This is a genomic window from Haloferula sp. A504 (assembly GCF_044385805.1).
Taxonomy (GTDB): domain Bacteria; phylum Verrucomicrobiota; class Verrucomicrobiia; order Verrucomicrobiales; family Akkermansiaceae; genus Haloferula.
Genome location: NZ_JBISBU010000023.1, coordinates 30294 through 44947, shown reverse-complemented (window position 1 = coordinate 44947; position 14654 = coordinate 30294). Strand labels below are relative to the sequence as shown.

13 protein-coding genes are annotated in these 14654 nt (G+C 64.5%); 10 read left to right on the top strand and 3 right to left on the bottom strand.

Annotated features, from left to right (window positions below; genetic code table 11):
- Positions 1-104 precede the first annotated feature (104 nt).
- Positions 105-902 (bottom strand): hypothetical protein, encoded by a 798-nt coding sequence (locus ACG2LG_RS12410; protein WP_396259423.1) that lies wholly within the window; start codon positions 900-902, stop codon positions 105-107.
- A 227-nt stretch (positions 903-1129) separates the two neighbouring features.
- Here ACG2LG_RS12410 and miaB point away from each other — a divergent pair, with 227 nt between their 5' ends.
- Positions 1130-2500, top strand: a complete 1371-nt coding sequence (miaB, locus tag ACG2LG_RS12405; protein ID WP_396259421.1) for a tRNA (N6-isopentenyl adenosine(37)-C2)-methylthiotransferase MiaB — start codon at positions 1130-1132, stop codon at positions 2498-2500.
- 216 nt (positions 2501-2716) lie between these two features.
- Here the strand turns inward: miaB and ACG2LG_RS12400 are convergent, their stop codons facing one another.
- A complete protein-coding gene (locus ACG2LG_RS12400) occupies positions 2717-3454 on the bottom strand; it encodes a hypothetical protein (protein WP_396259419.1) in 738 nt (245 codons plus the stop codon).
- Between the two features lie 149 nt (positions 3455-3603).
- Between ACG2LG_RS12400 and ACG2LG_RS12395 the strand changes: the two genes are divergently transcribed.
- From ACG2LG_RS12395 to ACG2LG_RS12385, 3 genes are all read left to right on the top strand, one after another.
- Positions 3604-4521, top strand: a complete 918-nt coding sequence (locus ACG2LG_RS12395; RefSeq protein ID WP_396259417.1) for a hypothetical protein — start codon at positions 3604-3606, stop codon at positions 4519-4521.
- Positions 4518-4967 carry a hypothetical protein gene (locus tag ACG2LG_RS12390; RefSeq protein WP_396259415.1) on the top strand — a complete coding sequence of 150 codons (450 nt, stop codon included), beginning with the start codon at positions 4518-4520 and terminating at the stop codon, positions 4965-4967. The genes ACG2LG_RS12395 and ACG2LG_RS12390 overlap by 4 nt, the downstream gene beginning before the upstream one ends.
- A 79-nt stretch (positions 4968-5046) precedes the next feature.
- Positions 5047-5646: a hypothetical protein gene (locus tag ACG2LG_RS12385; RefSeq protein ID WP_396259414.1), complete on the top strand. Its 600-nt coding sequence runs from the start codon at positions 5047-5049 to the stop codon at positions 5644-5646.
- Positions 5647-5918: 272 nt separating this feature from the next.
- Here ACG2LG_RS12385 and ACG2LG_RS12380 read toward each other — a convergent pair whose 3' ends face one another.
- Entirely contained in the window at positions 5919-6248 is a 330-nt protein-coding gene (locus ACG2LG_RS12380) for an HU family DNA-binding protein (RefSeq protein WP_396259412.1), read from the bottom strand.
- A gap of 357 nt (positions 6249-6605) precedes the next feature.
- Here ACG2LG_RS12380 and ACG2LG_RS12375 point away from each other — a divergent pair, with 357 nt between their 5' ends.
- The 6 genes from ACG2LG_RS12375 to sufD all read left to right on the top strand — a co-directional run bounded on the left by ACG2LG_RS12375 (position 6606) and on the right by sufD (position 14608).
- On the top strand, positions 6606-8894 hold the full coding sequence (locus ACG2LG_RS12375; RefSeq protein ID WP_396259410.1) for a glycosyltransferase family 4 protein: 2289 nt from the start codon (positions 6606-6608) through the stop codon (positions 8892-8894).
- Entirely contained in the window at positions 8873-10339 is a 1467-nt protein-coding gene (locus ACG2LG_RS12370) for a glycoside hydrolase family 130 protein (protein ID WP_396259408.1), read from the top strand. Before ACG2LG_RS12375 ends, ACG2LG_RS12370 begins: the two co-directional genes overlap by 22 nt.
- 177 nt (positions 10340-10516) lie before the next feature.
- Positions 10517-10957 (top strand): Fur family transcriptional regulator, encoded by a 441-nt coding sequence (locus tag ACG2LG_RS12365; RefSeq protein ID WP_396259406.1) that lies wholly within the window; start codon positions 10517-10519, stop codon positions 10955-10957.
- Positions 10958-10985: 28 nt separating this feature from the next.
- Complete coding sequence (gene sufC, locus ACG2LG_RS12360) at positions 10986-11738, top strand: Fe-S cluster assembly ATPase SufC (RefSeq protein WP_396259404.1); 753 nt, start codon at positions 10986-10988, stop codon at positions 11736-11738.
- A gap of 53 nt (positions 11739-11791) precedes the next feature.
- Complete coding sequence (gene sufB / locus ACG2LG_RS12355; protein WP_396259402.1) at positions 11792-13237, top strand: Fe-S cluster assembly protein SufB; 1446 nt, start codon at positions 11792-11794, stop codon at positions 13235-13237.
- A gap of 81 nt (positions 13238-13318) precedes the next feature.
- Entirely contained in the window at positions 13319-14608 is a 1290-nt protein-coding gene (gene sufD, locus ACG2LG_RS12350; RefSeq protein ID WP_396259400.1) for a Fe-S cluster assembly protein SufD, read from the top strand.
- Positions 14609-14654 lie beyond the last annotated feature (46 nt).

The following is a 14654-nucleotide window of genomic DNA, read 5'->3' as shown; positions in this document are numbered from 1 at the left end:
TCGAGGCCCGCGAGCGGGCACGTGACCACCTGGACCACCCGCCACGGGACAGAGCCCCGTGGATCGACTCGCAAAGCATCGCTTTGCGCCACAGCCCGATCGCCCTAGCGCAGCTTTCGTCCATCCACGCTCAGCCTCTCGAGCCGCCAGTCGTGGGCCTTTACGAAGAGCGGGCGGTGCACGTACTCGACGAAGCGCCCCGGCCAGACCGAGCCGTCCGCCGCCTTCCAGTGCCCGGAGAAGGTCACGTCCACATCCGCGCCCCGCGTGCTCTCCAGCCCCTCGATGGTGAACTGCAGGCGCCGCATCAGACGGCTGTCGCGGCCGATCCACGCGATGAACCGGTCCTCCTCCGAGAAACCGAAGCCCGGACGCAACCGGCCCTGCACCCCGTCGCAGACCTCGCCGTCGATCGTCTCCGTCCCGACGAGCTCAAGCGCCTCACCCTTGTCCAGGAGCCACGAGGAGCCGAAAAGGAAGGCCGTGTAGGCATCGGCCACCAGCGCCGAGGCGTCGCGACGCGATTCATTGCCGATCCTGTCGCCATTGTAGGCCACCACCACGTCGTCCCGGGTCCGCTTCACCGTTTTCTCGCCGCCCGGGCCGGTGTGGACCTGATCGACCGACTCCCGGCGGGTGTCGTAGGTTTCCACCGAGGCCTTGCGGAATTCCGCATCCACAAGGTCCGGCTGAATCCGTTTCACGATCCCGGTCCATTCACCGTCGTAGGAGACCGTCACCTTGCGGTAGCTCTGCCAGGCATCACCCGTCGCGTCGGCGGAGGCCTTCAGCACGGCCCGCGCCTTCGCCGCATCGCCGACCGCCGGAGCGGTGCCCGGGACCGTCAGCGACGAGCAGGAAACGAGCAGTGCTGCGAGCGGGAGAGCCAGAATTGCCTTCATGGCACGCATTCGACCCGCCGATCCATCCCGTCAAACCCAAGTTCCAAGTTCGAAGGGCCAAGTTCCAAAGTAAGAATCGACGGCACGGCTCTTTTTCCATCCTCCATCTTCCATCTTCCATCCATCAGTCTTGCGTCCTCCGTCCCAAGGTCTTCTGTCTCCGCCCGAAGGGCGGCAGAACTTTTGCCATTGAACATCGCCCGCCCCCGGCTAGTGCTTTGCGCCCGATGCCCAAGGTCCACATCCGCACCTATGGCTGCCAGATGAACTCCCGGGACTCCGAACAGGTGGCCCGGATGTTTCAGGAAGGCGGCTACACGGTGACCGATCAGGAAACCGAAGCCGACGCCATCCTCGTCAACACCTGCTCGGTGCGCGACCAGGCCGAGCAGAAGGCTCTCGGAAAGATGGGCCTGATGGGGGCCTACCGCGAGAACCGCCCCCACGTCGTTTACGGCTTCATGGGCTGCATGGCCCAGAGCCGCGGCGAGGAACTCTTCGAGCGGGTGCCCCACCTCGACGTGGTCGTCGGCACCCAGAAGTACCACAAGGTCTTCGAATACGTCGACGGCATCCTGTCGCGCCGCCTCGAGCGCCGCATGGACGACCCCGCGCTGTCGCTCCTCGGCGACCACGTCTGTGACATCGACGAGGAGGACGGCTCGCAGAACACCATCCGCGATCACGTCCCGCAGGAGCACCAGGCCACCGCCTTCGTCTCCATCATGCAGGGCTGCAACATGCGCTGCTCGTTCTGCATCGTCCCGGACACCCGCGGCAAGGAACGCGGGCGCCCGATTCCCGAGATCGTCGAGGAGGTGAAACGCCTCGCCGACCACGGCGTGCGCGAGGTCACCCTGCTCGGCCAGATCGTGAACCTCTACGGCCGCACCGAGTTCGAGAAGATCGACGGCAAGTCGCCCTTCGTCCAGCTCCTCGAGGCCGTGCACGAGGTCGAGGGCATCGAGCGCATCCGCTTCACCTCTCCGCACCCCATCGGTTACCGCGACGACCTCGTCGCCGCCTTCACCTACCTCCCCAAGCTCTGCTCGCACATCCACTTCCCGATGCAGAGTGGCAGCGACCGCATCCTGCGCGCGATGCGGCGGCCGTACAAGCACGCGAAGTTCGTCGAGATCTGCGAGAAGATGCGCGCCGCCCGCGAGGACCTCGCCATCACCACCGACATCATCGTCGGCTTCCCCGGTGAGACCGAGGAGGACTTTCAGGCCACCATCGACACCTGTGAGCAGCTGCGTTTCGACAACGCGTTTGTCTTCCGCTACTCGAAGCGCAAGGACACCCCGGCCGCCGAGATGGAGGACCAACTCCCCGAGCGCGAGAAGGAAGAGCGCAACCAGCGCTTGCTGACGGTGGTCAACAAGTACGCTGTCGCCAAAAACGAAGCCCTCGTCGGCAGCATCCAGCGGGTGCTCTGCGAGGGCCCGAGCAAGACCAACAAGGCCCGCATGAGCGGCCGGACCAGCCAGAACAAGATCCTCATCTTCGAAGGCGACCCGCACAAGCTCACCGGCCAACTGATCGACATCCGCGTCGAGGAAACCACCGGCTTCACCCTCTACGGGGAAGTGGTGTAGGAGTGGCGCTCTGCGAGTGCCATGCCGGGGCGCGGCGACCTCCGGTCGCTTCTTTGGGCAGGGAGTGTTCAAAGCGCTCCGAATGCCGACTTCGATTCCGATCACGGAGATTCCCCTGAGTGCTCGAGTGTTCCTTGGGGCCGTCCAAGCACCCGGCGCTCTCCCACGCGGCTGAAAGCCGCCAAGCCCCGGCATGGCGCTCGCAGAGCGCCACTCCTACGGCCCCATCTTCGGATGCCGGATGTCCGGCCACTTGCCCCCGAAGTAGGGTTGGGCGGCATCGAGGATGGGGACGCCGCCAGAATTCACTGCCTTATCATCCAGGGGTCGGACCGGAGCCAGGCTCACCGAATGATCCAGCCACAGTACCACCGCACTCTCCCGATACTCCTTCTCCCTCCAGCAACGATCGTAGCTCGTGGTTTTCATCGGCGTCAGGAGCACCGGTGTGTCGGGATCTCCCGAGGTCTTCAGACCCACCACGTAGCTGAACCCCACCTCCCTCGCTTCCAACGCATCCCGGCCGAAAATGTCATTGTCCGGCCGGACCGTGCCTTCCGGGTGCAAACAGTAGAAAATATCTTCCGACTGAATCCCATAGGCAATCAACTGACGGAACATCGCATTCGAGCTGCCATCGGTGTAATCGAGCGTGGCTCCAGTCGCCTTAATGACCGCAGCAATCGTCTTGTCGGAAGGGTAGGTACCGAAATCCCGTTCGAACTCCAGCAACGCGAGCCCAAGCTGCTTGGCGTTGTTGATGGTCTCTGTGCGAGCCGCCGCCTTGGAGGAACGAAGGATCATCGGCGCGGCCACCATTGGTGCCAGCAAAAGCACTACGCCCCCGACCACACACATCCCCCAGAACTGCCGCGGCGACATCCCCCGCCACCCTCTCGGCGGCAGCTCCCGCAGATCGTCCGGGCCCGGCGGCGGCTGTTCCAGCATTTTCACCGCCTCCAACATCCTCCCACCCCGTCGGAAACACAAGCCCCGCCGCCGGGCGGGACGCCCGACGATGCCGGCGGGACGCCGGCGCTCCCCCCCTCACCCGCCGCCTTGCCCTCCGGCCGATGATTGCCCATGCTGGCAACACCTCCCTCATGAAGCCCGCCGTCGCCATCTCCGCCATCGTCATCGCGGTCCTCGCCACCGTTGTCATCGAGGAAACCCGCATCAAGAAGCTGCAGGACGAGATCACCGGCCTGCGGGCCCTGCCGCCTCGGGTGCCGGACAAGGCCCCGCCCCTCGTCGTGGAACCGGCCGAGGGCGAGGATCCCGTCGAACCCGCCATCGAACCCGAGGTCGAGCCCACCGCTCCGCCGCCGGTTCCAGGCCTGCGCACGGTGCCGGAAAACTACCCCGCTCCGGAAGAGGACCGCATCCGCGAGATCGCGCTGAGCCCCTACTCCCACCTCCACTACGCCCTCAACCTGACCAACCGCGAGCGCGCCTATTTCGAGGACCTCATGGCATCCCGTCGGCTGGAAAAGCAGCAACTTGCCGGACAGTGGATCGACGCCCTGCCCGAAGACCGCCTCAGCATCGGGCAATCGATGGAGGACATCGACTCGATGACCCAGGACCGCATCCGGACCTTTCTCGGGAACGAGGATGATTTCGAAACCTACGTCGCCTACGACCTGATGCAGCCGGAGCGCGAGCTGCTGTCCCAGATCGCCCCGGTGATGGATCAGCCCGTCGAGACCGCGGAAGGCGTCACCGAGCCGGGAGTCGTGCTCGAGCTTGAGAAGGAACTGAAGCTGATCGAAGCCATGCACCGGGCGCGCAAGGCGGCAGGCGGGATCGATTGGAACTCGCTCCAGGGCATGAAGGCCATGGCCGAGCCCGATGCGCTGGAGCGCTTCAAGGAAGAGTGGACCAAGACCGGCGAAATCCTTGCCACCGAGATCGGCACCTTCCTCGACGAGACCGAGGCCAGGCGCTTCCTCGCCGCCCGCGAACAGGTCATGGCCACCCAGGTCGAAACCCTCGAGACGGCGATCGAGGCGGTGCAGTGAACGATCACGGTGGCCCTGCCAGCGAATCCGGAGACCGCCCGAATCGCAAGGCGGCCCGGGTTTTCCTGGTTGGCGGCATGCTGGCCTTCCTCTTCATCTTCCTGCTAGAGGACGGCAGGGACCTTTTCCCGGAAATCCTCGGTTCCTTCATCCGCGGAAGCTTCCCCAGCGGCGACGACGCGGTGGCGGTGAGCGCCCTCTTCATGCTTTCGGTGACCTCACTGGCCAGCCCCTTCCTGCTTCGATGGCTCGAGGTGAGCCGCCTGCTGACCCGCCTGCTGCGGTGGTGCAGCATCATTCTCGCCGCATCCTTCTGGTTCTTTCTGGTTCGTTACGGTGCCTACGCCGCCGACCTCCTCCTCCCGCTGGCCCTCTCCCCGACGTTCACCTTCGCCGGCCTTTGCCTCATCCGGCCTCTCACGCCTGGCCAATCCCCGCATCCCTGACGCTCCATTCGTCATTTGGCATTTGTCATTCGTCATTCCTCCCCCTACTCCCCTCCCCCGCATGGATCCCTCGCAGTCAATGCACGCCTACGAGAAGCTGCCGTTGTTCCACACCGGCATCGCCCTCGGATTGTGGCTGGTCGCCCTCCACCTCGTGATGCTGGTGAAAGGGCCGGAGGTGCAGCGCTTCCTCAGGCGCTTCCCCCGCAACGACCGGCTCGGGCAGATCATCCTCGGGGTCGGCCTTATCTGGTTCTGGCTCATCGTCGCCCAACCGGGTCCCGGCCTGCTCAACTCGCTGGCGATGGACCTCGGCGACCAGTTCAACGCGCTCAAGCCCATCCTCAAGATCGCCGTGCCCGTGTCCATCGTGCTGGTCTCGCTGGCGGTGAAGGAATTCCTCGCCGTCCGGGCGCTCGGCCTGCTCGGCCTGATGGTCGCCGCGCCGCTGCTCGAATCCGCCTTCCAGAAGGATCCCACCAGCCGGCTGCTGGTGCCCATCTTCGCCTACATCCTGATCGTCAAGTCGCTCTACTGGGTCGGCATGCCCTACCTGTTCCGCGACGCGGTCACCTGGGCCACCGCCAGCGACTCCCGCTGGCGCCTGCTCAGCCTCGGCGGCCTCGCCTACGGTGCGGCCACCCTCGCCTGCGCCTTCCTCTTCTGGCGCGGCTACTGAGGCGGCGGCTGCGGAATCCAGCCGCCGTCGTACTGCGTTTCAGGCGACCAGCACTTTCCCAAGCCACGGAGGCGCAGAGATCCAGAGGACGCAGAGGGGATGACATTCTGGAGGGGGTTCCTCCAATCGATCCTGCTGCGTATCGACTCCGCGAACTCTGCACTCTCCGTGCCTCCGTGTCTGAAGAATGTCCGGCGATCTCGCCCGGAGAGCCAAAAAAGGGCCGCCGGCATTCACCGACGACCCCTCAAAACAGTTCGAAAGCTGTTTAATCAGCCCGCCATGTCCTTGAGCTTCTTGAGCGGGCGGACCTTCACCGCGGTGCTCGCGGGCTTGGCCTTGAACATGACCTCTTCCTTGGTGAAGGGGTTGATTCCCTTGCGGGCCTTCACGGCGGGCTTGCGGACGGTCACGATCTTGAACATGCCCGGGAGAACGAACTCGCCGGCGGCATTCTTCTTGATGTGGCGCTCGATGACCTCACCGAGGCTGTCGAGCACGGCACCGACCTGCTTGCGGCTGAGTTCGGTTTCCTCGGCGATGGCGTCGAGGATTTGAGTCTTCGTGTAGCGTTCTTTAATAGCGGTTAACTTCTTAGCCATGCCGAGGAATTCAGGGAATCGAGCCCTTTTGTCAAGCCGCACTGTGCATTTCAGACTGAAAAAAAAGGGGTGCGGGCTCGATTCGGTCCTTTGGGCATGCCCCGGCTTTGCGAATTGCGGAAGCAATGTTGGGCATTCTCACACATGATCCATCCAACTCATTCCAATTTCCCCACCCCTTTGCCCTCCCCGGAGAGGAGGGATGCGGGGCGGCGCGAGTGATTTTCGGATTCACTTTGACTGAACTCCACCAGCGCCTTACGGTGGTCTGTTTCGTAAGGATATCGTTTGTCCTTGTCGGAGCCCTTGCCGGCTCCCCCGCCATGATGGGCGCGAGATGATTGAATCTCCGCCCTCATGTCCCTGGTCGTCCCCACCCGTCACGTCGCGTTCATCGGCAACTACTCGCCCCGTCGCTGCGGCATCGCCACCTTCACCACCGACATCTGCGAGGCAATCTCCACGGAATTCCCGTCCACAACCTGCATCGCCGGTGCCGTCAACGACTCGCCGGAAGGCTACGCCTACCCGTCCCGCGTGCGCTTCGAGATCGAGCAGGATGACCCGGCCTCCTACCGCCGCGCCGCCGACTTCCTCCACATCAACAACGTCGAGGTCGTTTCCATCCAGCACGAGTTCGGCATCTACGGCGGCCCCGCCGGATCGATGCTGCTCCACCTGCTGCGCGAGCTGCGCCGCCCGGTCGTCAGCACGCTCCACACCGTCCTCGGCTCGCCCGATTCCGAGCAATTCAAGGTCATGAAGCAGCTCGACCGGTATTCCGAGCGTTTCGTCGTCATGGCCGAGCGCGGGCAACGGCTGCTCGGCGAGATCTACGGCATCGATCCGGCAAAGGTCGACCTCATCCCCCACGGGGTGATCGACATGCCCTTCGTCGATTCGAATTTCTACAAGGACTGCTTCGACGTCGAGGGCCGGACCGTCCTGCTGACCTTCGGGCTGCTGTCGCCGAACAAGGGCGTCGAAAACGTCATCGAGGCCCTTCCCGCGATCCTCCGAAAACACCCGGACGTGATCTACTTCGTCGTCGGCGCGACCCATCCGAACCTCCTCGCCGGCGGCGTCGACGAGTACCGCGACCGGATCGTCGCGCTGGCCGCGGAGCTCGGCGTCTCCGACCACGTCCGCTTTCACAACCACTTTGTCTCGCTGGACGAGCTCAAGGAGTTCATCGGTGCTGCCGACGTCTATCTCACACCCTACCGGCACGAGGAACAGATCACCTCCGGCGCGCTGGCCTACGCCTTCGGCGCCGGCAAGGCGATCATCTCGACCCGCTTCTGGCACGCCCTGGAACTGCTCGGCGACGAGCGCGGCATTCTGGTCCCCTTCGACGACCCGGCGTCCATCTCCGAGGCCGTGCTCGGCCAACTCGCCCACCCGACCCGGATGATCGCCATGCGCAAACGGGCCTGGAAGGAAGGTCGCTCGATGATCTGGCCCGAGGTCGCCCGCCGCTACATGGACAGCTTCGACCGCGCCCGCGCCAACCTCAGCGTGCCGACCGCCGACACCGTCCGGAAACGCAAGGACGACGGCTGCCAGTACCCCGTGCCGGCACCGAACCTCGAGCACCTCTTCCGGATGAGCGACCACACCGGGATCTTCCAGCACGCCATCTACAGCGTGCCCAACTACCACGAGGCCTACTGCACCGACGACAACGCCCGCGCCTTCATCTACACCGTGCTACATCAGGAGGAACACGGCACCGACCCGGAACTCGACCGCCTCGCCTGCTCCTACCTGGCCTTCCTGTGGTATGCCTTCGACGCCAACACCCGGCGCTTCCGCAACTTCATGAACCACGGGCGGAAGTGGCTCGAAAGCAAGGGCTCGGAAGACAGCCACGCCCGCGCGCTGTGGGCCGCCGGAACCGCCCTCGGCCGCTCGGGCAACGAGGGCTTCCGCAACCTCTCCGCACTGCTCTTCCAGCGCGGCCTCGGCCCGGTGAAGCACTTCAGTTCGCCCCGCGCCTGGGCCTTCACGCTCATCGCCATCCACGAATATCTGCGCTCCTTCGCCGGCGACCGCACGGTCGAGGTCATGCGCCGCATCCTCGTCGGCCGCCTCGTCGATCTCTTTCGCGCGAACTCGGGCCCCGGTTGGGTGTGGTTCGAGCGCACCGCCACCTACGACAACGCCAAGCTGTCCCACGCACTGATCGTTTCGGGGCAACCCGAAGCGGTCGAAATCGGGCTCGCCTCGCTGCGCTGGCTGATCGACAGCCAGACCGCCGAGGGCGGCCAGTTCTCCCCCATCGGCTGCCACGGCTTCTGGCCGCGCGGAGGCACCAAGGCGCGCTTCGACCAGCAACCGGTCGAGGCCCACGCCACCATCTCCGCCTGCATGGCCACCGCCGATCTCACCGGCGACCCGGCCTGGGCCGCCGACGGCCGCCGCTGCTTCGAGTGGTTCCTCGGCCGCAACGACCTCGGCATTCCGCTTTACGACGCCACCACCGGCGGCTGCCGCGATGCCCTGCTGCGCGACCACCTCAACCAGAACCAGGGTGCCGAATCCACCCTCGCCTTCCACCTCTCCCGCCTGGAGATCAGCCGCTGCGGCGATCCGGCCAAAGCCTCTCGCACAAGCAAACCCACATGCCCACTCCCCACCCCGTGAACGCCGGGATCAACATCCTCCCGGACAGCTCACGCGTCATCGTCCGCTCTTTCATCCCGGCCGATCAGGAATCCGTCCTCCGCGTCATCGAGCGGGCGATGGACCTCTCCGAAGCGCAGATCGCCGAAAGACTCGCCCATCTCCACGAACACTTCGACCGACGCCACCCCGCGCTCACCGATGCATGGCAGGAACACTACCAGCACATCCGCCACCTGGTCCCCCACGAGTCCTCGCTCACCCCGCAGCGCCGCCTCTACCTCGGCGCTCTTTTCTCAGGCGAATACGCGCTGGAGTCCGCCGCCTTGTTCAATCCGTCCATCACCCCCCACCCCGATCAGAACGGGCTCCCGGCCGGCTCCCTGCGCTTCATCATGAGCCTGCGGGCTGTCGGCGAGGGTCACATCTCGTCCATCGCCTTCCGCTCGGGGGTCGTCGGGGCCGACGGCAGGATCGACCTCGATCCGCGCCAAAGCCTGCCCTGCGCCCCCCGGCTCAACCCCGACCCGAGCTTCCGCCGGTCGGTGTTCTTCCGGAAACTCAACGACATGGAATTCGACAGCCCGTGGACGCGGGCGCTGATCGACTCCCTCGGCGACACCTTCACCCGCAGCGAGCTCGACGCGGCCCTGCGCACCGCCTGCGGTTCGACCCGGCGCGACTCCCGCAAGGCCAAGCACACCATCGAGTGCATCCGGTGGCTCGCCACCATCAACTACGAGGTCCATTTCGAACCCGAGGTCGAACTCTCCCGGCGGATCATCTTCCCGAACTCGCCCCTCGAAAGCAACGGCATCGAGGATGCCCGCTTCGTCCGCTTCACTGACGACGACGGCACCATCACCTACTACGCCACCTACACCGCCTACAACGGTCGCGCCGTCCTCCCCCAGCTTTTGGAAACCCAGGACTTCCTCAACTTCCGCGCCCGCTCCCTCACCGGCCCCTCGGTCCGGAACAAGGGCATGGCCCTCTTCCCGCGCCGGATCCAGGGCAGGCACGCCATGATCTCGCGCCGCGATGACGAGAATCTCTACCTCATGCTTTCCGACGACATCCACCGCTGGGATGACTCGCTCCTCATCCGCCGCCCGTCGGAAGCCTGGGAGGCCGTCAAGATCGGCAACTGCGGCTCCCCCATCGAAACCCCCGCCGGATGGCTGCTGCTCACCCACGGCGTCGGTCCGATGCGCCGCTACTGCATCGGTGCCATGCTGCTCGACCTCAAGGATCCCTCCATCGTGCTCGGACACCTCGCCGAACCGCTCATCGAGCCCGACGAACCGGCCCGCGACGGCTACGTGCCCAACGTCGTCTATTCCTGCGGCGGCCTCGTCCATGCCGGGAAACTCGTCCTTCCCTACGGCCTCAACGACACCTCCACGACCATCACGACCATCGAGCTGGATTCCATCCTCTCGGCCCTCGATCCCGGTCGCGGCTGAGCCCCGCGACTGCCGGAAAGCCGACTCTTTCGCAGCCGCACCCCGACCACGGCCACAAACGGCCCGAAGGGTCATCGGCACATCCCCCCGGCGCAGGGAGAGAGCCACCGCCCGAAAAAAGAATAAGAATCATTCTTGCCAGGAATTGGAATCGTTCTAGGTTCCCGCCGCCCACCCATGGTCAGCGACGATTCCAACCTCCACCCCGAGCCCTCCGGCAAGATGCCGGCGGAAATCAACGGGCTGCGGATGACCCGCCAGCGCTGGGAGACCTACCGGCTGCTGATGACGCAGAAGGATCATCCGACGGCCAACGACGTCTTCCGGCGGATCCAGAAGCGACTGCCGAACATCTCCCTGGCGACCGTTTACAACTGCCTCGAGGCGTTGGTGAAACACGGCATCGTCCGGCAGGTGAATTTCGACCGCGAACCGTCGCGATTCTGTCCGAATCTCGCCGAGCACGGTCATTTCCACGACGAGTCCAACGGCTCGATCCACGACGTGACCTTCAAGCCCGGCATCGACCTCTCCGAGGTGCTCGACCTGCCCGAGGGCACGGTCATCACCGACATCGAACTCACCCTCCGCGGCAAGCTGCCCACGACCAAGATCTGAAATTCCCCAATCTGAAATCCGAAATTCCATGTCCCTGAAAATCAACAAGCTCCACGCACAGCTCGAAGACGGCACCGCGATTCTCAATGGTGTCGACCTCGAAGTCCCCGCCGGCGAAGTTCACGCCATCATGGGCCCGAACGGCTCCGGCAAGTCCACCCTTTCCAAGGTCGTCGCCGGCCATGAAGGCTACGAAGTCACCGGAGGAACCGTGGAACTCGACGGCGTCGACCTGCTGGAGATGGAGGTCGACGAGCGCTCCCGCGCCGGCGTCTTCCTCGCCTTCCAGTATCCCGCCGAGGTTCCCGGAGTCTCGAACGCCAACTTCATCCGCGCCGCCCGCCAGGCCCGCCTGCCCGACGGCGAGGAACTCGATGCCGTCGCCTTCTACAAGGAACTCTACGAGAAGATGGACCTCCTCGAGATGGACCGGAAGTTCACCGGCCGCGCGGTCAACGAAGGCTTTTCCGGTGGTGAGAAGAAGCGCAACGAGATCCTGCAGATGCTGATGCTCGAGCCGAAGTTCTGCATCCTCGACGAGACCGACTCCGGCCTCGACATCGATGCGCTCAAGATTGTCGCCAAGGGCGTGAATGCCATGCGCTCGCCGGATCGCGGCATCCTTCTGATCACCCACTACCAGCGACTGCTCGACTACATCGAGCCCGACCACGTCCACGTCATGGCCGAAGGCCGGATCGCCCGCTCCGGCGGTCCCGAACTGGCCCGCGAACTCGAGGAGAAGGGCTACGACTTCCTCAAGCAGCTCGCCACCGCCTGAACCCGTGGCGGCGGATTCCATCCGCCAAGCCCCTGAATCCATCTGAATTTCCCATGACTTACGACGCCCCAGCAACCACTCCCGCCATTGACGAGGAAACCAAGGCCGCGCTCGACATCGACCGCAGCAAGGGAGACTTCCGCTTTCCCGAGAAGCACAAGTTCGACGCCGGACGCGGTCTCACCGAGCGCACCATCGACTACATCAGCGACGTCAAGCAGGACCCGGACTGGGTGCGGGAGTTCCGCCACAAGGCGCTCAAGGTCTTCCGCGACAAGCCCATGCCGACCAATTGGGCCACCGAGGACCTGAACAACATCGATTTCGACAAGATCCGCTACTACCTTTCCGACGGCGAGAAACCGAAGCGTTCGTGGGACGAAGTGCCCGACGAGGTCCTGCAGACCTTCGAGCGCCTTGGTATCCCCGAGCAGGAACGCGCGTTCCTCGCCGGGGTCGAGGCCCAGTATGACTCCGAGGCCAGTTACTCCAACATGAAGGAGGAACTGACCAAGAAGGGCGTGATCTTCGTCAACTCGAGTGAAGGCCTCAAGGAGCACGAGGAGGTTTTCCGCCCCTGGTTCGGCAAGGTGATCCCGACCGGGGACAACAAGTTTTCCGCGCTCAACAGCGCGGTCTTCTCCGGCGGATCCTTCATCTACATCCCCAAGGGCGTGAAGCTCGAACAGCCGCTCCAGGCCTACTTCCGCATCAACTCGGAGGACTTCGGCCAGTTCGAGCGGACGCTGATCATCGCCGACGAGGGTGCCGAGGTGACCTACATGGAAGGTTGCACCGCGCCGAAGTTCGAGACCGCCACCCTGCATTCCGCCGTGGTCGAACTGGTCGCCCTCAAGGGTGCCAAGATCCAGTACATCACGGTCCAGAACTGGAGCAGCAACGTCTTCAACCTCGTCACCAAGCGCGGTCTGGCGATGGAGGATGCCGAGGTGCGCTGGATCGACTGCAACATCGGCTCGCGCCTGACGATGAAGTATCCCGGCGTGATCATGCGCGGCGAACGCGCCCGGGGCGAGGTCGTCTCGATCGCCCTGGCCAACAGCGGCCAGCACCAGGACACCGGCGCCAAGATGATCCACGCCGCCGACAACACGACCTCGAACGTCGTCTCCAAGTCGATCTCGGTCGGCGAGGGTCGCTCGACCTACCGCGGTCAGGTCTCCATCCCGAAGAAGCTCAAGGGCTGCAAGAACAACACCGAGTGCGACGCGCTGCTGATCAACACCAACAGCCGCACCGACACCTACCCGGCGATCACGGTGAAGGGCAACCGCCACGCGACCCAGCACGAGGCCAGCGTGTCGCAGGTCTCGGAGGAAATGCTGTTCTACATGCAGCAGCGGGGCATCGACGAGGGCCACGCGATGTCGCTCGCCGTCAACGGCTTCATCAATGACCTCGTGCGCGAGTTCCCGATGGAATACTCCGTCGAACTGAAGCGCCTGATCGACCTCGAAATGGAAGGCTCGGTTGGTTGACCGCGGTGCCGGTTGTGAAATCGGCTTTCATTTCCACCGATTACTTGTCACATCCCCATGTCCATTCTAGCAGAACCCCCGATGTCGATCCTTGAATCCCCGCCCGAAACCGAGGCGGACCTTCCCGCATGGTTCGCCGAGCGCCAGCGCTCCGCCTGGCAGCGCTTTCTCGAAACTCCCGCCCCCACCCGCAAGGACGAGACCTGGCGCTTTTCCAGCCTGAAGCAGCTCGACTTTTCCGGCTACCGCAACGACGTCGAGGTGCCCGAAGATACCGGTTCGCTGATCGAGCGTTCGTCCGGCCTCAAGGATCCCGCCGCCAAGTTCATCTTCGTCAACGAGACGCTGATCGAGATCGACTCGAAGCTTCCCGACGAGGTCATCTGCCTGCCGCTCGCCGAGGCCCTGCTGCTGCATTCCGACCTCGTCGAGGCCCATTTCATGAAACAGGACACGCGGCTTGGGTCGACCAAGTGGACCGCCCTGCACGAGGCGCGCGTGAGCAACGGTCTCTTTGTCCACGTCCCCGACAACGTCGAGGTAGCGGGAACGATCGAGGTCTTCCACTGGCTCGCCGGCGACCACGCCGCGATCTTCCCCCACACGCTCGTCGTCACCGGCGCCAACGCCAAGGTCCGCGTGGTCGATTACTTCCGCTCGGCGGATGACGCCGATTCCGGCCTCTGCATCGCGGTCAACGACCTGATCGCCGGCGAAGGCTCGAAGCTCGACTACCTCGCCATCCAGGCCTTTAATGAAAAGACGCGGGTCGTCTCGGTCAACGAGACCGGCGTCGCCAGGGACGCCTCGACCACCGGCTTCGTGCTCAACACCGGTGCCTCGTGGGCCCGCAACGAATCGCTTTGCCGCCTCGAGGGCGAGGGCTCCCGCTCCGACATGCTGAGCGTCAGCGTGCCGGCCCGCAGCCAGGAGTACGATCAGCGCACCTTCCAGCACCACGTCTCGCCCGGGGCCTTCAGCGACCTGCTCTACAAGAACTCGCTCTACGACAAGTCCCGTACCATTTTCTCCGGACTGATCTTCGTCGACGAGGGGGCGCACCGCACCGACGCCTACCAGACCTGCCGCAACCTCTTCATGAGCGAGGATGCCGAGGCCAACTCGATGCCCGGCCTCGAGATCAATGCCGACGACGTGAAGTGCTCCCACGGCAGCACCAGCGCCCAGATCAGCGACGAGGAGATCTTCTACCTCCAGACCCGCGGCATCGATCCGGTCCGTGCCCGCCAGCTCATCGCCCGCGGCTTTTCCGTGGAGGTGATCGAACGCCTCGGCGACGAGGAGATCGAGGCGGTGGTCCTGCGCTACCTCGACGACAAGTTCGCCCACCTCGCCCGCGGCGGGGCGTGACGCGGTCGCGGAAGGCATCCGCCAAACCGAAGGCTTCCATTCAGGG